This is a genomic window from Sphingopyxis sp. Root154 (assembly GCF_001427105.1).
Lineage (GTDB): Bacteria > Pseudomonadota > Alphaproteobacteria > Sphingomonadales > Sphingomonadaceae > Sphingopyxis.
In genome coordinates this window covers 1952827-1974219 of record NZ_LMGI01000002.1, presented here as the reverse complement: position 1 = coordinate 1974219, position 21393 = coordinate 1952827, and the positions used below count along the sequence as shown (strand labels likewise).

Here is a 21393-nt window from a genome sequence, read left to right as displayed (position 1 = left end):
AGCGCTTACGCGGCCTTCGCCACGCGCGCCGGCACCTCGCGGACCGAAGCAAGCGCCGCTTGTTCGCCCTCCGTGCCGCTTTCATGATATTCGGCATCTTCGTTGACACCCCAGATATCATAGAGTTTTTCGCCCGCGACGATGTTGCGCACCGTCAGCATCGCGGTCATCATCGCATGATCCTGGTTGTTATAGCGATGCATGCCGTTGCGCCCGACCATGTGCAGCGTCGGATAACGCGCCTCAAGCTCGCTGCGCATCGCCTCGACATGCTTGGCATAATCATCGTCATAGACAGGATAGGCTTTTTCCTGCCGCACCACCGCGCCGCCGACGACATCTTCCGGATCGCAAAGGCCCAGGATTTCCATTTCCTTCGTCGCCAGCGCGATCAGTTTTTCGTCGCTCGACGCCCAGAGCCCGTCGCCCTCGAAACAGAAATATTCGAGACCGACGCACGCGAGTTCGGGGTCGGGCACCATTTCAGGCGACCAGCTACGGAAATTCTGCACCCGGCCGACCTGCACCTTGCTGTCGTGGATATAAATCCAGTTGTCGGGAAACAGATCCTCGGAGCGAATCTTGAGCGCGACCGTCAGAAAGTCGCGATATTTTAGGTTCGGCGCGGCGCTGAGCGCGCACGCCGGCAGCGGATGGATACGCGCCGCGAGTTCGCGCATCGGCGCCGAGCTGATGACATGCGCGGCATCGATCACGACATCGCCGTCGGGACCGGTCGCGGTCATCCGCCAGCGGCCCGTCTTCTGATCCTGCGTCAGCTGCTTGAAGCTGTGGCCCATCAGCACATGGTTGCCGCCCGCGACAACCTTGTCGCGCGCCGCATCCCACATCATGCCGGGGCCGAGCCGCGGATAGCGGAAGGTTTCGAGCAGGGTCTTGGTCGCCATGCCATCGTTGGGCCGCTTGTTGAGCCCGAGGCTGCGCTTCAGCCCGTCGAGCACCGCGGCGCCGAGCGAAAGCCCCTTGATGCGCTGCGCCGCCCAGTCCGCCGACATTTCGTCGCACGGCATGCCCCACACCTTCTCGGTATAGGTCTTGAAAAAGATCGAATAGAGCTTCCGCCCGAACTGGTTGATCGTCCAGTCCTCGAAACTGCGGACATTCTTGTTCGGCAGCAGCTTCGCCTGCGCATAGCTCACCATGCAGAGCGTCGAACGCACGACGCCGAGGTTCCACAGCGCCTCGAACGCACGCAAAGGATAGGAATAGAATTTGCCCTCGTAATAGATGCGGCTCATCCGCGGGCGCTCGATGAAATCGTCGGGCAAGATCTCGTTCCACAGGTCGACGACTTCGCGGCTCTTCGAAAAGAAGCGGTGGCCGCCGATGTCGAAGCGAAAACCCTCATGTTCGACCGTGCGGCTGATCCCGCCGACATAGGTCGGATCCTTTTCGATCACCGTCACGCTATATCCCTGCTGGGTCAGCTGATAGGCGGCGGTCAGCCCAGCGGGACCGGCACCAATAATGGCGACGTCGGCGCTCGTCGGACGGCTTTTCGACACTTGGGCGTTGGTCACTTCGATATTCCCCCACACAGGCAAATTGCTGTCCGTCGCAATGGAGGGAACATGGATAAAAAGTGGTTAACGGAAGGAAGGATTTCGCTCTAACCGCGGGCTTTCCTTGGCGGACGCGACGATGCGATACACATGGAACGTGCCCGAGGAGAGCCTGGGTTGCGGTTCCAGCCAATCGACCGGCTGACTCCGCAGCAAATGCGCAGCCAATCCATGAGGGCGGGCCGCGGCCAGCGGCGCGATGTCATTCTCGCAGAACACCAGATATTGCGCGCCTCCGACACTCACCAGGGGCCGCGCCGCGGCGGGCGGGGCGAGAAAGGCCGACAGGACGCGGTTGATCGCCGCATGGTTGCGGTGATGACCCGTCGTCACCACGCTGTGCGGCGTGCTGACCAGGAGAGTCGGCGCGATATTGATCGACGCGAAGAGTAGCGCCGGGCGCTCGTCCGCGAGCGCCGGATAGCCTTCAGACAGGCAGACCGGGTCGCTACCGCTCGCCCTCCCCGCCGCCGACTTCGCCGTCAGCAGCGAAAGGTTGAAACCCAAAGCCATGGCAATCGTCGGAATTGACAGCAAAAGAAGCAGCGTTCCGGTCAGGCGGCGCCAAATGCTCGTTCCCGCGTCGCCCCAGCGCCAAAAGGCCAGCGCGAGGGCGGCAAACGCCGGGACCATATAGGCATGGGCCACGGCGAGCGAGCGGATCACCAGAATTGCCATGATCGCGGCGAACAGGATCATCAAGCCGAGGCGCCTCCAATTTTCGGCCTCGGGACGACCCCGCGCCCGGCACCAAGCCCACAAGACCGCTCCCAATCCGACGATGGTGGGAAGGATATACGCCGCTCTCCGCGCGGGCACCTGCTCCCACAAAGGCCGTCCTTCGAGAATCGGTTCATACCAATAGGTGCGGACGAGCGGTTCGAGTTCGCCAAACGGCCCCGCCAGGCAAGCGGTCCCCGTCAGGATAAAGCCCGCCGCAAAAAAGACCCCCGCCGCCCCGACGATCGACACACGCTGCCCAAGCGAGGCGGTCCGGCGGGGCGGCGCGGTCAAAGCCATCAGGAAGACCGCCCCGGCCGAGGCGGTGGCAAGGAGATAGGGCAAGGAGAAGCTGTCGCAAAAAACGGTCGAGAGATAGGTCGTCCCCCGGAACGGCAGCGACCAGAGCGCGGGGAACAGGATCATCCCGGCCGAAAAACCGCGGAGTCGGCTCGACTTGGCCGGATCGCGCAGCCAGTCGAAGACAAAGAGCGCCCAGAAAAGGCCCAGGAAGGGAAACCCTTCCAGCGAAATCTCGACATAGATGCTCGCGGCGAGCGCCGACAATAATCCGTTCGCGAAGCTCGCCGGCCGCAGCGCGAGCCACAGAAGAATGACCGAGAGCAACACCTGCCAATTGTGATGATCGATATTGAGAGGGGCGAAATGATGGAGATAGCTGATCGTCGTCGCCGCGATCGCGAGGCCGATGAAGACGAACGGCCGGTCGCCCAAAATCTGCAGTATCCGGGAAAACACGAGCAGCAACGGCAGCGCCAGAAGCGGGGGATAGATCGCCAGCACCCAGCGCTCGGCCGTTTGCGGATCGACGAACAGGCTGAACAACTCGATCAGTCCAAAGATCGGCGCATCGATGAAACGCGACCAATGCGTCGGCCCGCCCCCACCGCCCGGATTTGTGCGATATTGCGCCGTGTCGAACCAATTTTGTCCGCCAATCAGGTCGCGAACCTGCGCCAGCCGCATCGCATTATCGGGATCGGAAAAGGCCAGGTTCGCGATCGCGTCGCGATGCAGAAACAGGCTGGCCACGGCGAAGCCCAGCCACAGGATCAGCGCCAGCCGATCGGGCGAAAGCGCGGCGGCCGAACCCGCATCATTGCGCGTTTTTGCCACCGTCGCGGCCATCCGTCTCTCCTATGGCCACATCCAGCCCCGCTGATTTCCATAGCTATTGCGCGCTAAAGACTGGTTAATATCGTGGTAGCGATGGACGTGCGCGGTGGCTCCTCCCCTGCCGATCATGGCTAAGAATCGGTTATCGGCACCCCTGATTTCTGCGCAAAGCGCCGCTTCGCCACTTGGGGCGCGGCCCGGCTTGCGGTAAACTGGCGCCGATCAAGGAGACGCAGGCATGGCAGGCGGTCTGGCAATCGTATTGAGCGGCGGCGGCGCGAAAGGCGCCTTTCAGGTCGGCGTCGTCCACGAACTCGTCGTCAATCGGGGCGTTCGCCTCGACATCGTCGCGGGCGTATCGACCGGCGCGATCCAGGCGCTCGGCGTCGCGCAGGACGATGTGCCGGGCCTGCTCGATGCCTGGCTTGGAATCCGCGGCAACAGCTCGATCTATAAGTCACGCCCGCTCGGCGTCGTCGGCGGGCTGCTCGGCGAAGATGCGCTCTACGACACCGCACCGCTCAAACGCCTGCTCAAGGGTTTCGCGAACGACGCGAAGCTGCGCGCAAGCGGACGCAAGCTGCTTCTCGGTGTCGTCAATCTCGGTACCGGCACCTATCGCGCGATCGACGAAAGCGTGCCCGGCATCCACAATTGGGTCTATGCCAGCTGCGCGATGCCGCTCTTCTTCGATCCGCTGAAGACGCGCGCGAGCGACGGGACCGAGGAACAATGGGTCGACGGCGGTGTGCGCGACGTGACCCCCCTGAGTTCGGCGCTCGAAATGAACCCGCGCGGGGTGATCGCGGTGCGCGCCTCGCCCGCGCCGCGTCCCGGCCCCGTGCGCACCTTCCCCAATCTGATCAAGATCGGACTGCGCGCGGTCGATATATTGCAATCCGAAGTGTCGGCGAACGACCTTGCCGGCGCCGCGCTGATCAACGACCTGATCGCGGCGCGCGAGGGCCAGCTTCGCGCGCTCCAGAACGAAGGCATCGGCGGCGCGCAGGCGGCGCGCATCCTCCGCCCGCTCGACGTCCAGATTGCGCGCTACCGCTTCGCGCCGATCCGCATTATCGAGCCCGAGGAAGAAGTCGCCGAAACGCTCGAATTCAACCCGGCGAAAATCCGCGCCGCGATCGACGCCGGCCGCCGCGCGGTCGATCGCGAATGGGACGCGCTGGAGCCGTTGCTGAGTTGAGAGCGGTCGAACGTCCGCGTTCGACCGAAAACCGTCCTATCTCTCCTCGTCACCCCGGGCTTGATTGGGTTCCATGACTTCGGCGCTGCGGTGGATTCCGGATCAGGTCCGGGATGGCGATGGGTGCATAACGCCCGCTCACCCCAAAGTCGCCTGGCGATTACAATTCACTATCCCCCTCGCCCGGCGGCCCGCGAGCGTTGTTGCCGCCGGTCAGTGCTTCGCCCCGTATCGCAACGTCGCGCATCGGCGGCTTCAACGCTAGCGTGCCCAACCGCACGCGCGGCGTCGCCTTCCCCGGCGCCGCGCCGATCGCAAACGCTCCATCGAGCCGCAATATGGCTGCCGACGCCTTGCCCAGCCGGACCGTATAGCGCCCATAAGCCACACTCTCGAACAGGAAATAACCGTCGAATTCGGTGATCGTCGTCGCGCGCACGTGCCCTTCGGCGTCGACGAGTTCGACCCCCAACCCCTCGATCGGGTTGCCGCCGTCGCGCCGAAAGCTGCCCTCGATCTCGCCCGCCGCCGCCATCGGCAGCAGCACGCGCGTCGCGACGCCGGGCCGCGGCGTCGCCACGACCCCCGGCAGCGCGGGCTGGACATAGGGATCGGGCAGACTGCCCGCATCGATGCCGATCATCACCGGGCGGAAGGGTTCGAGCCCGTCGATCGCACCGCGCCCCGTCTCGTCGGTCGCGACATCGACAAAGGCGTTGCCCGCGGTCAGCGGCACATCGGGCAGCGCGGCTTCGCCCGGCTGGCGGATGCCGTCGCCATTCTCGTCCATCCACACTTCGGCGACCACCTGGCCGCGGCTTGCGAGCTTCTCGCTCGACACGCGCCAGCCGCCCGCCGACCTGGGCCCAAAGCTGAAAGCAAGCGCCAGCGACGCCGCGACCGAGCCGTCGCTCGCGATCTCGCCGAATCCCGTCAGCTGCAGCTTATTGAAACGGCGCGTATATCCTATTCCCGCCCGCACGCGATTGAGCCCGCGGTCATATCCGAGCTCAGTGCGCCATTCGGCGGCGCCCTTCCCGGCCCATTCGCCGATCAGGGTCAGGCGCGAATCGGCATTGGTGCCCGAGAGCGCAAAACGCGCCTCACCGCGGACGCGAACCCGGCCGATCCGGGCGTTGGCGAGCAGGCTGGCGGTGAGATTATCCGGCGGATCGGGGCCGACCGGCACCTTCGTCCGGCTCCAGTCGAGCTGGCCAGTGAAGGTCAGCGCGCGAAAGCTCGCCGACGCGCGCGCGCTTGCTTCCAGACTGTCGACCCCCGACCATCGTTCGACCTGCCGAACGTCGAAATGCAGCGGTAGCACCGTGCGCCCCAGCTGGACCGACTGGTCGACCGATACCGAGGTGATACCATTGATATTATTGATCAAACGGTCCGAGACGAATCCGCCCCACCCGCGCATCGCATCGGCGCGCACATAGGTTTCGCCGAACGCCGCCAGCCAGCTCGCACGCGCCGCGACACCGCCATTATCAGCATATGATCCGCCAACCTCGAGCAAGGTCGGCCCGATCGAGCGACGCAACGCGACCTCGCCATAATTGTAACGGGCATTTTCGATCAGCAGGCTGTGGACATAGGCCGCGGCCGACGTCCGCGTGTCGAGTCCGCGCTCGATCCCCATCGTCCCGCGCCAGCCGCGCCGGAACGCCCCGCGCCGCCGGCCGCCGAACTCGATCAGGTCGGCATTTTCCTGCGCGAAGCCCGCCCAATACCAGGTCTGCTGCGGCGGGATCGAATCCATCCCCACCTGAACCTGCCGGATTTCGCGCCGGACCTGTCCCTGCGGTCCATAGAGCACGATCTCGAAGCGGTTCGCGCCATATTGCAGCGGCACGTCGATAAACTCGTATCGCCCGTCACCGTTCGGGCTCGTGAAGGCGAGCAATTGCCCGTTGCGATACAGCTCGGCATCCCAGCCCGCGGGCAGATCGCCGCGAAAGGTCGTCTTGTCGAAGGCGTCGGGCCGCTCGATCGGCCGATTGGTGAGCACCGCGCCGCGTCCCGGGGCCGACGCCGCGACGATCCCCGTCGACAGCAGGCTCACATCGCCCAGCCCATAATGTGTCGCCTTCAGCGGCCCCAGCAGCTGCCCCTGCGGATCGGTGCGATAGAGCCGCATCCGCAGGCTGTCTGGCACCCCCTCATTATCCGACGACAGTCGCGCGTCGAAACTTTGGCCGACCACCTCGCCCGCCGCGAATATCTCATAACGGCCCTGCACATAGGAACCGCCGCGCTTGTCCGATACGACGCCCGCCGAGGCGACGACATCGACCGAGGGCGTCGCCCACGCCTGATACGGCCGCGCCGCCAGCGGCAGGGTCGCGAGATCGAATTGCGCCTGCGGGCGGATCGAAGCCGCGCGCGCGCGGCGTTCGGCGGCAAGCTGGAATGGCAGTTTGTCCTTCGAATCGATCCGCAGCACCGCGTTCGACAGATCGGCGGCAAGCGGCACGCCGAGCCAGTTGTTCAGGCTATCGAGGTCGACGCACCAGCCCGCGGGCGTGTCGCGAATCGTCGTCGCGGTCAGGCGAAAGCTCTGGCTCCCCGCGCGCGCTTCGCCCGCGTCGCGGTCGATCGTCAGGCCCCGCCGCTCGTCGAACACCCAGCCGGTTGCGCGGCGCAACTTCTTGTCGACGCGCACCGCGAGGTCGAGCGCGAGCACAACATCGCCCAGGTCGACGCAAATTCCCTGCGGCGTCTGATAACCGCGCACCCCGTTGCCAAGCCGGTATTGCCCCGAGCGCACATCGAACAGCCAGCTGTCGTCCTCGTTCGGCGCCCAGCTATCGCTCGCCACGGAAACAGGCTTTTTCTCAGCGGCATCGGCGCCGGCGGGAGCAAGCACCACCAGCGCCAGCCCGGCCAGTATCGCCGGCTTCCATCGCGAGAGCGCCGCGCGGATCATCGTCCCGCCCGCTTCGCCGGCGCGCCTACGTCGTCATTTCACCACCCGCTCGGCCTCGTCGATCGTACCGCCGCCGATTTCACGGTCTTCGCTATAGCGAATGCGCACCGGGCCCTTCAGCTTCGCCGCCAGCTCGCCCGGAACGCGCAGCGACACCCTGCGCGCGCCGACCTCGGGATAGACCGCGATGCCGCGCGCGACGAGCAGAGGCTCGGCGACGCCGGGCCGCGAGACCTCGATATCGCCATAGACCGAGCGGTTTCCTATGCGCGCGAGGTCGAAATTGAATGCGGGGCCATCGCGCGTCTCGCTCACCCACGCGTCGCCGATTGACGCTTCGGCGCCGAGCTCGCCGACGCGCACAATCACCGGGATCGTGATCCCGTAAATCGGCGTGAGCGCAATCGACACGCCCTCGCTCGCGGGCTTGAGCTCAGCGGTCGCCGGCGCCGCGTCGGGAACCGCGCGAAACAGCATGTGCGCGCGATATTCGCCCGGCGGCGTGCCTTCGGGCAAACGCACCCCGACGCGCACAACCTGCGGCTGGTTCGGCGGCAAGGTGACGCGGCGCGGGCTGAAAGCGATCATGTCGAGCGCGGCGCGCTCGGCGGCCGTCACATCCTCTTCGGCGATCTCGTCGAGCCCGCCCTCGGCGGTCATCCGTTTGATCTCGAGGCTGATGCGATAGGTCGCGGGTTCGCTGCCGATGTTGTTTAGTACCACTTCGGTCCCGCGCGATCCGTCGAGGATCACGCGCGTCGGCGCGACGAGCAGGTCGCCCGCCGCCAGCGCGGGCAATGCCGCGGTGCCAAGCGCAGCCGCGGTGAACAGGCCAAAGGCCTTCAAAAAGCGAAGCATTGGATACGATCCCCACAATCGTCCGGGAGTCGGCCCCACACCGTCCCGATGGTCGCGTCCTGCCTGCGCCTACATGGTTGATATTTTGCTAACCACCGTAGCGCCCTGCACAAAAAAGGGGTCGCCAGATCCATGCCCGGCGACCCCATTTTAACCGCTGGCGGATCTCGGCCCGCCAGGCCCCCCAAACCTTATTGGTAGTTTGCGGTCACATTGAACGTACCCGAATAGTCGCCCGAAGCCTGATTAGCCCCGACACTCAGCGTGCCGCCAACTTGGAAGCTGCCGCCGGTGGTGCCCAGCGTGATGTTCGGCGACGAATAGGTCAGCGTCGACGACATCGTGCCGCCAAGCGAACCGTTGAGAGTGACGCTCGAATCGCCGCCGACCAGCACCACGGCGCCGTTGGTGCCCTGGACGTTATAGCTGCCAGCGGTTGTCGTTCCCGTGCAGGTCAGACCCGCGCCGCAGGTCGCAGCACCAGCGGTCGACACCGCGACGGTCGAGGCGGTCGCGCCGCTGATGATCGTCGCATATTGCAGGTCGCTGGTCTTGGTGAGCGTGATCTGGCGCAAGATCTTGGCCGTCGCCGTACCCGTGGCCGACGCTGCATGCGCCGCCGAGGCGTTCATGGCGAGGGCAGCAATCGCGGCGCCCGCGAGGGCGCGCTTCATTCCAAAGTAGCGCATATGATTTGGTCCCTTGATTCTCGAAATTGGAAGTCGAAATTCGAATGGATATCCCACCCCATTCGCCGACCTCTTTACGAGGCGACCTGTTCAGGCTTTCCCAGCAAGCTTGGTTAACAGCGCAACAAGGATTGACCCGCGTTACGCAACATAACCGAGCTAAATCAGGGCTTTAGCGCCTTAAAAATCGGGTCGCGGGGACCGCGCTTCCTTCGTAACGGCCCGGACTGGCACAAATCAGGCGGCACCGGGCAGGAATCGCGCGCGCCCCGAAACGGCGCAAATCAGATCGATTCGCCCGACAACCGTTGGCAGATCATATCGAGCTGGTCGAGCGATGCGAATTTCAGCGTCAACGCGCCCTTGCCCTCGCCGGCATATTGTATCGCGACACCGATTCCGAGCAGTTCGGACAGGTGCCGCTCAACCGCAACGATATCGGGATCGCGCCCGCCGTCGGCGCTCTTATATTCGAGCGTCGCCTTGCGCGGCGCATCGCCGCCCTTGCCCGCGCGCACCAGCGCCTCCACGGTGCGGACCGACAGCCCTTCCTTTGCGACGCGGCGCGCGATCGCCTCGGCGTCGGCGGCGCCGATCAGCGCGCGCGCATGGCCCATCGCGAGCGACCCGTCGCCGACCAGCGTTTGCACGCTCGCGGGCAGGTCGAGCAGGCGCATCAGATTCGCGACGTGGCTGCGCGACTTGCCGACCAGCTTCGCCAGCGCTTCCTGATTATGCCCGAAATCCTCGATCAGGCGGCGATAGGCGCTCGCCTCTTCGATCGCATTGAGGTCCTGGCGTTGGATATTCTCGACCAGCGCAATCTCATAGGTCGCGGCATCGTCGAGCTCGCGCACGAGTGCGGGAATCTGGTGCAGCCCCGCACGCTGCGCCGCGCGCCATCGCCGTTCGCCCGCAACGAGCTGAAACCCCTCGCCATCGGGCGCGCGGCGGACGATGATCGGCTGCAGCAATCCGCGCAGCCCGATCGAATCGGCAAGCTCGGCAATCGCATTTTCGTCGAAATGGCGACGCGGCTGCCCCGGCAGCGGGCGAATCGCCCCGACGGGGACATGCTGCACCGCATCGCCCGTTACCGGCGTGGTCTTCGCGGCGCTGCCCGGGGTCGCGAGTACCGGTGCCTCGACCGCGACATCGCCGAACAGGGCATTGAGCCCGCGGCCCAAGCCCGATGGGCGCTTGCGCGCTGGCGTTGATTCCGATCCAGTTTCGTCTTTGTTATCAGACATTTATGCAGCCTTGCGGACGTTGGGAAGCCGGTCGATCAATTCGCGCGCGAGCGCGATATAGGCCGCCGATCCGGCGCAGCGATGATCGTAGATCAGCGCGGGCAGCCCATGGCTCGGCGCTTCGGACAAGCGAACGTTGCGCGGAATCACCGTTTCGAACACGACCGGGCCGAGCACCTCGCGCACATCGTCTGACACCTGATCGGTCAGCCGGTTGCGGCGGTCGAACATCGTCAGCGCGACCCCCAGGATCGACAATTTCTGGTTGAAGCGCTCGCGCACGCGCTCGACCGTAGTGAGCAGCTGGCTCAGCCCCTCGAGCGCAAAAAATTCGCATTGCAGCGGCACGATCAGCGATTCAGCCGCGATCAGCGCGTTGAGCGTCAGCATGCCGAGCGACGGCGGACAGTCGATCAGGCAGATATCCCATTGCCCTGCCTCGGCTCCCGACAGTGCCTGTTGCAGGCGATGCAGGCGGTCCTGAAATTCGATCAGCTCGATCTCGGCCCCCGACAGGTCGACCGTCGCGGTGACGATGTCGAGCCGTGGCACTGCAGTCGGAATCGCGCACTCCGCGAGCGTCGCGTCGCCGCGCAGCAGCTCATAGCTCGAAAATTCGCGTTGCGACTGCTTGATTCCGAGGCCCGTTGACGCATTGCCCTGCGGATCAAGGTCGATGATCAGCGTGCGCCAGCCCGTTGCCGCGAGCGCGGTGGCCAGATTGATCGCCGTCGTCGTCTTGCCGACCCCGCCTTTCTGGTTCGCCACGGCAATGCGGATCATCGCTTTCCTCGCTGTTTTGCCGCGATTTTTCCGGAGCCAACCAAAATCTGGCTCTCGACGTCCGTACGGCTCTGTTCCACGTGGAACATTCTCTGCCATGGCTGGGGCAGCAAAGCCAGTTCCTTAACCGCGTTTCGGCCCTTTGGCAGCAGCCAGCGCGTCGATTCGGTGGAAAAACGCGCGGATAAGTCGAGCAGCTTGTCGAGCGGCGCAAACGCACGCGCGCTGATCGTTGATGTAGGCCGCGTTTCGATCCGCTCCAAAGGCGCTTCGACAACCTCGACATTTGCTAGCCCCAGCTCCGCAGCGGCGTTCCGCAAGAAGTCGCAGCGACGCTTCCGCGATTCGATGAGTAAGATGGGGCGCGCGCTCAATATGGCGATAATGAGCCCCGGCAACCCCGCGCCGCTTCCAAGATCGATCCAGAGACCGTCACCGCCGCGCGTGTCGAATGACAACAGTTGCGCACTGTCTGCGATATGCCGGACCCATATCGTTGGGATCGTCGATGACGCGATCAGATTCTGCTGCGTGCTTTCGGCGATCAATAGATCTGCGAAGCGCTCGAGCTGTTTCCATTGCACGGCGGTCGGCGCAAAGGACTCGCCGATCCAGGCCCGTGCGGCGTCTTCGCTATCAAGCAGTTCAACCGACATGTGTGCGCCCTCTGTTTTCAAACACCGATCGGCTCATGCCGCGCGCCGCCGGCGGCTATGCACCATGATCGCGGTCAGCGCCGCGGGTGTCACCCCCACGATCCGCGCCGCCTGCCCCAGCGTCTCGGGATGCGCCTTCGTCAGCCGCTCGACCATCTCGCGCGACAGCCCGCCGATCGCGCCATAATCGAGCGCGGGGTCGAGCATGATCGCCTCATTCGCTGCCAACGAACGCAGCTCGGCATCCTGCCGCGCGATATAGGGCGCATAATGCGCGTCCTCGGCGATCTCCGACAGGATTGTCGGATCGATCGCATCGAGTTCGGGCGCGAGTATGACAAGCCGGGCCATCCTCATATCGGGATAGCGCAGGAGGTCGATCCGCTTGCGCCCGATACCGTCGCCCGGAAGCGCCAGCCCGACCGCGGCATAATCGGCGGTCGCGACCGGCGCATCGAGCAAGGCGTCGGCGCGCGCGCGTTCGGCCTGCCGCGCGGCGAACAGAGCGGCGGTCGCGGGCCGCACCAACCCCAGCGCGATTCCCTTCGGCGTCAGCCGCGTCGCGGCATTATCGGCGCGCAGCCGCAACCGATATTCGGCGCGCGCGGTGAGCATGCGATAGGGCTCGGTCACCCCCTGCAGCACGAGGTCGTCGACCATGACGCCGATATAGGATTCGGACCGATCGAGGATCAGCGGATCGCGACCCTGCACGGCCAGCGCGGCATTCGCGCCGGCGACGAGCCCCTGCGCCGCTGCCTCTTCGTAGCCGGTCGTGCCGTTGATCTGCCCCGCACAGTAGAGCCCCGGCATCACGCGCACTTGCAATTTCCGGTCGAGCGCGCGCGGATCGATATGATCATATTCGACCGCATAGCCCGGCACGACCATCTCGACGGCCTCAAGTCCCTCCATCGTGCGCAGCATCGCGAGCTGTACGTCGGCGGGCAGCGAGGTCGAAATCCCGTTCGGATAAACAAGAAACGAATCGAGCCCCTCGGGTTCGAGAAACACCTGATGCCCGTCGCGGTCGGCGAAGCGGTGAATCTTGTCCTCGATCGACGGGCAATAGCGCGGTCCCGCCGCGCCGATCGCGCCGGTGAACAGCGGCGAGCGATCGAGATTCGCCGCAATGATCGCGTGGCTTTCGGCGTTGGTGCGCGTGATCGCGCAAAAAATCTGCGGCACCGTCCGTTCGCTGTTCCACGTGGAACAGGTCCAGCGCGCGCCTTCCGCGCTGTCCGAGGGCTGCTCCTCAAGCCGCGCCCAGTCGATCGTCCGCCCGTCGAGCCGCGGCGGCGTGCCTGTCTTGAGCCGCGCCATCGGCAGGTCGGCCGCGCGTAACTGTTCGGCGAGCCGGTGTGCGCCAGCCTCGCCGATGCGCCCACCCTCCATCCGCTCTTCACCGCGGAAGAGCCGGCCGCCGAGGAATGTCCCCGTTGCAAGCACGATCGCACGCGCACTCAGAACCAAACCGTCGGCCAGATCGAGCCCTTCGACGCATCCATCCTCCGACAGCCGCAGCGCGGCCGCCTCGCCCGCCACGACGGTGATGCCGTCCTCTGCCGCGAGCAAGTGCTGGATCGCCGCGCGATAGAGTTTGCGATCGGCCTGGATGCGTGGCCCCTGCACCGCCGCACCCTTCGACGCGTTGAGCATGCGATAATGGATCGCCGCGCTGTCGGCGGCGCGCGCCATCCAGCCGTCGAGCGCATCGACCTCGCGCATCAAATGGCCCTTGCCGAGTCCGCCGATCGCCGGATTGCACGACATCGTCCCGATCAGCGCGGGGTCGAAACTGACGAGCGCGACGCGCGCGCCGAGCCGCGACGAGGCGGCCGCGGCTTCGGTTCCGGCGTGGCCACCGCCGACGACGATGACATCGAAAATTTCTCTATTCTGCATGATTGGTGCGGCCTTTACCGCAAAGCGCGCGTCGAATCCACCGCGCTGCTTGCCTTTCGATGTTTCACGTGGAACATCATTTCCCGATGCAGAAACGCCCGAACAGTGTGTCGAGCATCTCCTCGACACCTGCGCGCCCGGTGATCCGGTCGAGCGCCGTCGCGGCGAGCCTGAGTCGCTCGGCGAGCAAGATTAAATCACTCGCCTCGCGCGATCCTGCCTCGATCGTCAGCCAGTCGCGCGCTTCGGCGAGCGCTGCGCGCTGGCGCTGGCGCAGCGCGGCTTCGCCTTCGCGCGGTAATAAGGTGTGCGCCATGTCGACGATATAGCGGTGAAGCTTGTCCATCCCCTCGCCCGTCGCCGCCGACAAGATCAGATCGCAATGCGCCGCCGCGGCCTCCGCCGCCGCATCGCCCGACCAGCGATCGGCCTGCGCGGCGATTGTGATGCAGCGAGGATGCGCTGGCGCCTCCTTCGGCGGGCCGAGCCACAACAGGATGTCCGCGCCCTCGACCGCCGTCCGCGCGCGATCGATCCCGATCGCCTCGATTTCGTCGGCACCCTCGCCGCGAATCCCCGCGGTATCCGAAAAGCGCATCGCGATCCCGTCGAGCGCGAGTGACGTCTCGATAACATCGCGCGTCGTCCCCGCCACCGGCGACACGATCGCCAGCTCGCGCCGCGCCAAGGCATTGATCAAGGTAGATTTTCCGGCGTTCGGCGGCCCCGCGATCACCACCGAAAGCCCCTCGGCGATCACCTCCGCCGCCGGCCGCGCCAGCCATTCGTCCAGCTCGCCCGAAAGTGCGCCCATCCCAGAAATCAGACGCCGCGCGACGGCGTCGCCAACTTCGACATCATCTTCATCGGCAAAATTCAGCTCGGCCTCGGCCCCCGCCATCAGCGTAAGCAACCGATCCTGCCAAGCCGCCACGGCACGCGACACATGCCCGCTCGCCATGCCGAGCGCTTGCACCCGCTGGCTCTCGGTTTCCGCCGCAAGCAGGTCGGCGAGCCCTTCGGCCTCCGCGAGGTCGATCCGTCCATTGTCGAACGCGCGCCGTGTAAACTCCCCGGCGACCGCGGGCCGCAGACCCGGCATCGCACCCAGCGCCGCGGCGACCGCCGCGACCACCGCGCGCCCGCCGTGCAGGTGCAGTTCGGCGAGATCTTCGCCGGTCGCCGTCGCAGGACCCGGAAACCATAGGATCAACGCGCGGTCGAGCGGTGCTCCATCAGCGCTCTTCAACTCCGCCAGCGAGGCTTGCCGCGGCGCCGGCAACCGCCCCGCGAGCGCTTTCAGCGCCGCCCCAGCCGCCGGCCCGCTGATGCGCACGACGCCGATCGCCGCCGGCGGCATCCCGCTCGACAACGCAAAAATCGTATCGCTTACAAGGGCTTGGATCAGCTCTTGCGCCCCTTGGCGGACTTGTCGTCATCGTCCTTGTCGGTCGATTTCGGTGCCCCGCCCATCAATCCGCCGCCGAACTGGCCCAGCAGCGACTGGACGAGCTCAAGCCCGCTGCCGCCCATCGGCACCCATGTTTTCACCATCGACTGGACCATATCGGGGGTGATGCCCTTCGCCATCAGCTCCTTGACGCGGTCGAGGTAGATGTCGTGCAACGGCTCGAGGTCGGGAAGGCCGAACAGGCGCCGCGCCTCTTCGGGGGTGCAATCGATCTCGATATTGAACTTCATTGCCTGTCTCCGCCCCGAAATACCGGTAAGCCGCTTGAGCCACGCCCGCAGCACCGCTAGCTTCGCGCTTTCACCGCAAAGAAGCAAGAGTCAGGAGAGCTCCCCAATGTCCGCGACGAACACCACCATCCCCGCGCTCGACAGCGAGGGCGAGATCCCCGCCTATGTCGCGCGCCCCGACGCCGACAGTTCGCGCGCGATCATCGTCATCCCCGAAATTTTCGGCGTCAACGAAGGCATCCGGCAGAAGTGCGACGACTGGGCGGCCGAAGGCTATCTCGCGATCGCTCCCGACATCTTCTGGCGTTTCGCGCCGGGCGTCGAACTCAACCCCGATGTCGAGGCCGAACTGCAGGAAGCCTTCGGCTATTTCGGCCAATATGATGCTGACGACGGGGTGAAGGATATCGAGGCGGCGATCCGCTGGCTCCACGCCCAGGGCGCGAGCAAGGTCGGCGCGGTCGGATTCTGCCTCGGCGGCCGCCTCGCCTATATGACCGCGGCGCGCACCGATATCGACGCGTCGGTCGGCTATTATGGCGTCATGATCGACCAGATGCTGAACGAAAGCCATGCGATCGCCCATCCGCTGATGCTCCACATCCCGACCGAGGATCATCTCGTCGACCATGACGCGCAAAAGAAGATCCACGAAGGGCTGGGGTCCCATCCCAAGGTCACGCTCCACGATTATCCGGGGCTCGACCACGGCTTTGCCGCGGCGATGGGCAACCGCCGTAACGAAGACGGTGCGCAGCTCGCCGACGGCCGCACGCGCGCCTTCTTCGCCGAGCATCTCGCATGACCGCGCATCCCGGTCTCGCCGCATGGCATGCCTATATGGCGGGCGGCGGCGACCCGCAGGCGCTTCGTGACCTGCTCGCCGAGGATGCGGTGTTCCATTCGCCCGTCGTCCACACACCACAGGCCGGCCGCGACAAGGTCTTCGCCTATCTCCACGCCGCGAGCCACGTCCTCGGCGGCGACGATTTCCGCTATCTGCGCGAGATCGTCGACGGCGATCAGGCGGTGCTCGAATTCCAGAGCAGTCTCGACGGCATCCAGATCAACGGCGTCGACATCATCTGCTGGAATGATGACGGAAAGATAAGCGATTTCAAAGTGATGGTTCGCCCGCTCAAAGCGATTAACAAGGTCTGGGAGAAAATGGGCGAGATGCTCGCGGCGCAGGCCCCAAGCTAGATCAGCATCAGTTCGGCGAGCTCGCGATAGAGTTCGGGCGGTAGCGCGCCGACCCCGCTTTGATCGTCGACGCCCTTTGGCGCATCGTCGTCGGCCAGGTAACGCCAGCCCTGATGCGCACGCTTTGGCTGCGGATGCACGCGCTCGAGATCGGCGACGCACACGATGTCGACGCGCCCGTCGCTGCGATCGTCGAAGCGCAGGATTTCAACGCGCGCAACGAGCGTATGTTTCACGATGAAATGGAGCTTGCCGCCGACCAGCTCGTCGGCGCGCTTGGGCCGGAACCGCGTCGCGAAACGGATCTCACCGCCTGCGGCATAGTTTGCGATCCGCGCCTCCAGCGCCGGATAGTCGGCGCAGCCGACGGCAACGCGGGTCATGTGAAGCGGGGACATGACCTAGAGATGGGAACGAACAAGAAAAAAAGCCAGCCCGCGAAGGGCTGGCTTTTCCTTTTTTTAGCCGAACAAGGTCCCGATCCCGACGCTGGGGTCGACCCAGCCTTCGTAGATCATCTTGACCGCGACATAGACGATCACCGCGAGGCCGAAATAGGCGATCCAGCGGTAGCGCTCGATATATTTGGCGATGATGTTCGCCGCGAGGCCCATCAGGGCGACGGCAAAAATCAAACCGACGATCATGATACCCGGATGTTCGCGCGCCGCACCGGCGACCGCGAGCACATTGTCGAGGCTCATCGACACGTCGGCAACAGCGACCGCCCAGGCGGCGCCGGCAAAGCTCTTTGCTGGCTTCAGCCCCGAATGTTCGTCGCCCTCAATTTCGGGCGAACCATGCGACTGGCCGGTGTGACGCAGCTCGCGCCACATTTTCCATGCCACCCACGCGAGCAGCAGACCGCCGATGAAGATCAGCCCGACGATCCCCATCAATTGCTGAACGACGAGCGCGAAAGCGATCCGCAGCACCAGCGCGGCGAGCACGCCGATCAGGATGACCTTCTTGCGCTGATCGGCGGGAAGCCCGGCTGCCAGCGCGCCAACGACGATCGCATTGTCGCCCGCGAGGACGAGGTCGATCATCAGCACCTGCAGGAACGCGGCCAAAGCTGCCGGCTCGGTGATGTTGGAGAAATCCTTGACGATCGCTTCCCACATACCCGCGGGTCCACCAAATCCGGCGGCATGCGCGCCGGCCTGGGTCAAAATTTCCAAAATCACAGCGGCTCTCCGAAATAGCTGACCTCTGGCATAGGGTCATAAAAGTGATGCAGCAACGCCCGCCATTGCTGGTAGCGGTCCGATTGCCGGAAGCCGTCACGATGATCCTCGACCGACCTCCACTTCACTAAAAGCAGATAAGCCTGTCCGGTTGCTGTCGGGCGACGAATTTCGAGCGAAAGGAAACCCGGAGACGCGGTGATCAGCGGTCGCGCTTCGACGACGGCCGCCTCGAAATCGGCTTCGCTGCCCGCACGGACGTGCAGCAACGCATGTTCGATCACGGCCATCGCGGCGGCTTACTGGTTCATGCTGTCGAAGAAATCTTCGTTGGTCTTCGAATCCTTGATCTTGTCGAGCAGGAATTCCATCGCGTCGATCGTGCCCATCTGCATGAGGATACGGCGCAGTACCCACATTTTCGACAGCTTGTCCTTTTCGACGAGCAATTCTTCCTTGCGGGTGCCCGACTTGCCGACGTCGAGCGACGGGAAGATACGCTTGTCGGCGACCTTGCGGTCGAGCACGATTTCCGAGTTACCCGTGCCCTTGAATTCTTCGAAGATGACTTCGTCCATGCGGCTGCCGGTATCGATCAGCGCGGTCGCGATGATCGACAGCGAACCGCCTTCCTCGATGTTGCGCGCGGCGCCGAAGAAGCGCTTGGGGCGCTGCAGCGCGTTGGCGTCGACACCGCCGGTCAGCACCTTGCCCGAGCTCGGGACGACGGTGTTGTAGGCGCGGCCGAGGCGCGTGATCGAGTCGAGCAGGATGACGACATCCTTCTTGTGCTCGACGAGGCGCTTCGCCTTTTCGATCACCATTTCGGCGACCTGGACGTGGCGCGTCGCGGGTTCGTCGAAGGTCGAGGAGACGACCTCGCCGTTCACGCTGCGCTGCATGTCGGTGACTTCCTCGGGACGTTCGTCGACGAGGAGGACGATGAGATAGACCTCGGGGTGATTGTCGGTGATCGCCTTGGCGATATTCTGCAGCAGCACCGTCTTACCCGTGCGCGGCGGCGCGACGATCAGCGCGCGCTGGCCCTTGCCCTGCGGGCTGACGAGGTCGATCACACGTGCCGACTTGTCCTTGACCGTCGGGTCGATCGTGTCGAGCGACAGCTTCTGGTTCGGATAGAGCGGCGTGAGATTGTCGAAATTAACGCGGTGGCGCACGACATCGGGATCGTCGAAATTGACGCTGATCAGCTTGGTCAGCGCGAAATAGCGCTCGCCGTCGCGCGGAGCGCGAATCTCGCCCTCGACGGTGTCGCCGGTGCGCAGGCCATATTTGCGGACCTGGTTCGGCGAGACATAGATGTCGTCGGGACCGGCGAGATAATTGGCTTCGGACGAGCGCAGGAAACCGAACGAGTCCGGGAGGACCTCGATCGTGCCCGATCCGATGATTTCCTCGCCCTCTTCGGCGAGTTCTTTCAGGATCGAGAACATCAGGTCCTGCTTGCGCAGTGTCGAGGCACCCTCGACCCCCAGTTCCTCAGCCATTTCGACAAGCTGGGCGGGGGCTTTGGTTTTAAGTTCTTTAAGATGCATGGATGGATTCCAGGATAGGTTTTGGGAGAAAAATACAGTCGATTTCGATGCACCGCTGGGGTGCCTATCCGGCCGTGGGACGACCGTTAAAGATAGCTTCGGCGCGAGGAAGCGCCGCCCGCACGGAGCGGGGTTGACCGGCCCCTATAACCGGGCCGGGTTCAAGTCAATCGGGCAGCGGTGATCGGGCCTTGCTTTCGGCCGATCCCGATCAAATTTCCATCGTCATTGCGGACTTGATCCGGGGTCCGGAGAGGGGCGTTCAAGGGCGAACGACGACGAGGATGACGATGATCGCCGCGGCAACGCCAGGAACTTCGTTGATCATCCGCAGCCGCTTTTCGGAGAGCGGACGCTCGCCGCGCGCGAGTTTCTTCGCATAGCCGATCATCCAGCCATGATAGCCCGACAGCGCCAGCACGAGCAGGAATTTGGCGATGAACCAGCCCTCGTGCCAATAATCGCCGTTGAACGCGAGCATCAGCCCGAAGATCCAGACGATGATCAACGCGGGGTTCAAGATGATCCGCCGCAGCCGGTCTTCGCGCTCGATCCACTTTCTGTCCTCGTCGGACCCGACCGGACATTGATGGTGATACACGAAAAAGCGCGGCATCATGAACAGGCCGGCCATCAGGAAAATCACGAAAATGATATGCGCCGCTTTGACCCAAAGCATCGTCGCCCCCAGAAAACCTGTCAGTTCCATATTTTATCCGCCGCGAACGCGTCTGATCAGATGTTCGACATGGGTGATCGGCGTGTCGGGCACAATCCCATGACCGAGATTGAAGATATGGGGACGCGACGGGAAGGCCGCAAGGATGCGGTCGATTGCGGTATCGAGCGCCTCGCCGCCCGCAACGAGCGCGAGCGGATCGAGATTGCCCTGCACCGGCAGATGCGCCGGCAAGATGGCGTCGGCCCAAAGCGGATCGACCGTCTCGTCGAGCCCGATCGCATCGACCCCCGTCTCGTCGGCATAGGCGCGAAGCTTGCCGCCCGCTCCCTTTGGAAAGCCGATGACCGGTGTATCGGGATGCAGCGCTTTCAGCCGGCGCACGATTTCGGCGTTGGGCGCGACCACCCAGCGTTCGAACTGCGCCGGCGACAGGCTTCCTGCCCAGCTGTCGAACAATTGCACCGCGTCGACGCCATTTTCGATCTGGCCCGAAAGATAGGTGACGGTCAGATCGACGATCGCATCGATGATTGTCTGGAATATCTCTGGATCGCCGAACGCGAGGCGCCGGGCAGCCGACTGATCCTTCGACCCCTGCCCCGCCACCATATAGGTGGCGACCGTCCACGGGCTTCCTGCAAAGCCAAGGAAGGTCGTTTCGGGCGGGAGCGAGGCCGCGACGCGCGCGACGGTAGCGTAAACGGGATCGAGGCGCTGGTGGGCGGTCTCGAGCGACGCCAGCGCGCTATCGACGAGCGGCGGGGCAAGCCGCGGTCCCTCGCCCGCCTCGAACCACAGATGCTGGCCGAGCGCATGCGGAATGACGAGGATGTCGGAGAAGAGGATCGAGCCGTCGAAACCGAAGCGGCGGATCGGCTGCAACGTCACTTCGGCCGCGGCCTCGGGATCATAGCAAAGCTCGAGGAACCCCCCCTTGGTTTCCCTGAGGGCGCGATATTCGGGCAAATAGCGTCCGGCCTGGCGCATCAGCCAGAGCGACGGGCGCTCTTGCCGCACCCCGCGCAGCGTTGCGAGCAGCTTCTTCGGTGACGCCTTCACGCGGGCCCTCTTTCTCTTCTCAATATAATCTTAAATGAAATTGTGGTGGTTTGTTGGTCGGCGGACAAGCGCGGCTTTAGGCCGGGGCGTCCTTTTTGCCAACAACTTGACTCCACCACCACCACCGCCTGCCGCAGAGTCGCCTCTCGCTTCTCCCGCTATTCACAGCCTGTGGATAAGATTCATCCATTGTGGATAAGCGGTGGAGCGGAATCGACACGGCCGGGGATGAATCGCGCGTCCCGAATTCATCCCTGCGCTTATGCCAAAACTTATCCACAGGGCACCAGA

General features: G+C 64.4%; 20 protein-coding genes. 3 read left to right on the top strand and 17 right to left on the bottom strand.

What is annotated here, in order from left to right:
• Nucleotides 1-5: 5 nt before the first annotated feature.
• Nucleotides 6-1541: an NAD(P)/FAD-dependent oxidoreductase gene (locus ASD73_RS15005; RefSeq protein WP_200934948.1), complete on the bottom strand. Its 1536-nt coding sequence runs from the start codon at nucleotides 1539-1541 to the stop codon at nucleotides 6-8.
• A 66-nt stretch (nucleotides 1542-1607) separates the two neighbouring features.
• Nucleotides 1608-3452, bottom strand: coding sequence for a hypothetical protein (locus tag ASD73_RS15000; RefSeq protein ID WP_056373159.1), 1845 nt, complete (start codon nucleotides 3450-3452; stop codon nucleotides 1608-1610).
• Nucleotides 3453-3678: 226 nt separating this feature from the next.
• Between ASD73_RS15000 and ASD73_RS14995 the strand changes: the two genes are divergently transcribed.
• On the top strand, nucleotides 3679-4641 hold the full coding sequence (locus ASD73_RS14995; RefSeq protein WP_082521563.1) for a patatin-like phospholipase family protein: 963 nt from the start codon (nucleotides 3679-3681) through the stop codon (nucleotides 4639-4641).
• A gap of 160 nt (nucleotides 4642-4801) precedes the next feature.
• Here the strand turns inward: ASD73_RS14995 and ASD73_RS14990 are convergent, their stop codons facing one another.
• The 9 genes from ASD73_RS14990 to ASD73_RS14950 all read right to left on the bottom strand — a co-directional run bounded on the left by ASD73_RS14990 (nucleotide 4802) and on the right by ASD73_RS14950 (nucleotide 15415).
• The gene (locus ASD73_RS14990; protein WP_056373157.1) at nucleotides 4802-7573 is read right to left on the bottom strand and encodes a hypothetical protein; all 2772 of its coding nucleotides are present in this window, start codon (nucleotides 7571-7573) and stop codon (nucleotides 4802-4804) included.
• A gap of 33 nt (nucleotides 7574-7606) precedes the next feature.
• A complete protein-coding gene (locus tag ASD73_RS14985; protein ID WP_056373156.1) occupies nucleotides 7607-8431 on the bottom strand; it encodes a hypothetical protein in 825 nt (274 codons plus the stop codon).
• Nucleotides 8432-8622: 191 nt separating this feature from the next.
• Nucleotides 8623-9105, bottom strand: a complete 483-nt coding sequence (locus ASD73_RS14980; protein ID WP_231733422.1) for a DUF4402 domain-containing protein — start codon at nucleotides 9103-9105, stop codon at nucleotides 8623-8625.
• A gap of 299 nt (nucleotides 9106-9404) precedes the next feature.
• Entirely contained in the window at nucleotides 9405-10370 is a 966-nt protein-coding gene (locus tag ASD73_RS14975) for a ParB/RepB/Spo0J family partition protein (RefSeq protein ID WP_056373154.1), read from the bottom strand.
• Entirely contained in the window at nucleotides 10371-11153 is a 783-nt protein-coding gene (locus tag ASD73_RS14970; RefSeq protein ID WP_056373153.1) for a ParA family protein, read from the bottom strand. It lies immediately after the preceding gene.
• Nucleotides 11150-11809, bottom strand: a complete 660-nt coding sequence (gene rsmG, locus ASD73_RS14965; RefSeq protein ID WP_056373152.1) for a 16S rRNA (guanine(527)-N(7))-methyltransferase RsmG — start codon at nucleotides 11807-11809, stop codon at nucleotides 11150-11152. The genes ASD73_RS14970 and rsmG overlap by 4 nt, the downstream gene beginning before the upstream one ends.
• A 33-nt stretch (nucleotides 11810-11842) precedes the next feature.
• On the bottom strand, nucleotides 11843-13714 hold the full coding sequence (gene mnmG, locus ASD73_RS14960) for a tRNA uridine-5-carboxymethylaminomethyl(34) synthesis enzyme MnmG (RefSeq protein ID WP_056373151.1): 1872 nt from the start codon (nucleotides 13712-13714) through the stop codon (nucleotides 11843-11845).
• 76 nt (nucleotides 13715-13790) lie between these two features.
• The gene (gene mnmE, locus ASD73_RS14955) at nucleotides 13791-15095 is read right to left on the bottom strand and encodes a tRNA uridine-5-carboxymethylaminomethyl(34) synthesis GTPase MnmE (RefSeq protein ID WP_268800904.1); all 1305 of its coding nucleotides are present in this window, start codon (nucleotides 15093-15095) and stop codon (nucleotides 13791-13793) included.
• A 23-nt stretch (nucleotides 15096-15118) separates the two neighbouring features.
• Entirely contained in the window at nucleotides 15119-15415 is a 297-nt protein-coding gene (locus tag ASD73_RS14950; protein WP_056373149.1) for a DUF6489 family protein, read from the bottom strand.
• A 106-nt stretch (nucleotides 15416-15521) separates the two neighbouring features.
• Here ASD73_RS14950 and ASD73_RS14945 point away from each other — a divergent pair, with 106 nt between their 5' ends.
• Both ASD73_RS14945 and ASD73_RS14940 read left to right on the top strand, forming a co-directional pair.
• Nucleotides 15522-16220 carry a dienelactone hydrolase family protein gene (locus tag ASD73_RS14945; RefSeq protein ID WP_056373148.1) on the top strand — a complete coding sequence of 233 codons (699 nt, stop codon included), beginning with the start codon at nucleotides 15522-15524 and terminating at the stop codon, nucleotides 16218-16220.
• Entirely contained in the window at nucleotides 16217-16618 is a 402-nt protein-coding gene (locus ASD73_RS14940) for a nuclear transport factor 2 family protein (protein WP_056373147.1), read from the top strand. Before ASD73_RS14945 ends, ASD73_RS14940 begins: the two co-directional genes overlap by 4 nt.
• Here ASD73_RS14940 and ASD73_RS14935 read toward each other — a convergent pair.
• The 6 genes from ASD73_RS14935 to hemE form a co-directional block, all read right to left on the bottom strand.
• Nucleotides 16615-17016, bottom strand: coding sequence for a DUF1489 family protein (locus tag ASD73_RS14935; protein ID WP_056373146.1), 402 nt, complete (start codon nucleotides 17014-17016; stop codon nucleotides 16615-16617). The genes ASD73_RS14940 and ASD73_RS14935 overlap by 4 nt on opposite strands.
• A 63-nt stretch (nucleotides 17017-17079) precedes the next feature.
• Nucleotides 17080-17742 carry a TerC family protein gene (locus ASD73_RS14930; protein WP_443027979.1) on the bottom strand — a complete coding sequence of 221 codons (663 nt, stop codon included), beginning with the start codon at nucleotides 17740-17742 and terminating at the stop codon, nucleotides 17080-17082.
• Nucleotides 17743-17801: 59 nt separating this feature from the next.
• Nucleotides 17802-18095 carry an antibiotic biosynthesis monooxygenase family protein gene (locus ASD73_RS14925; protein ID WP_056373145.1) on the bottom strand — a complete coding sequence of 98 codons (294 nt, stop codon included), beginning with the start codon at nucleotides 18093-18095 and terminating at the stop codon, nucleotides 17802-17804.
• Between the two features lie 9 nt (nucleotides 18096-18104).
• On the bottom strand, nucleotides 18105-19361 hold the full coding sequence (rho, locus tag ASD73_RS14920; RefSeq protein WP_056373144.1) for a transcription termination factor Rho: 1257 nt from the start codon (nucleotides 19359-19361) through the stop codon (nucleotides 18105-18107).
• Between the two features lie 262 nt (nucleotides 19362-19623).
• On the bottom strand, nucleotides 19624-20070 hold the full coding sequence (locus ASD73_RS14915; RefSeq protein WP_056373143.1) for a CopD family protein: 447 nt from the start codon (nucleotides 20068-20070) through the stop codon (nucleotides 19624-19626).
• 3 nt (nucleotides 20071-20073) lie between these two features.
• Complete coding sequence (hemE, locus tag ASD73_RS14910; RefSeq protein WP_082521562.1) at nucleotides 20074-21102, bottom strand: uroporphyrinogen decarboxylase; 1029 nt, start codon at nucleotides 21100-21102, stop codon at nucleotides 20074-20076.
• Nucleotides 21103-21393: the final 291 nt, after the last annotated feature.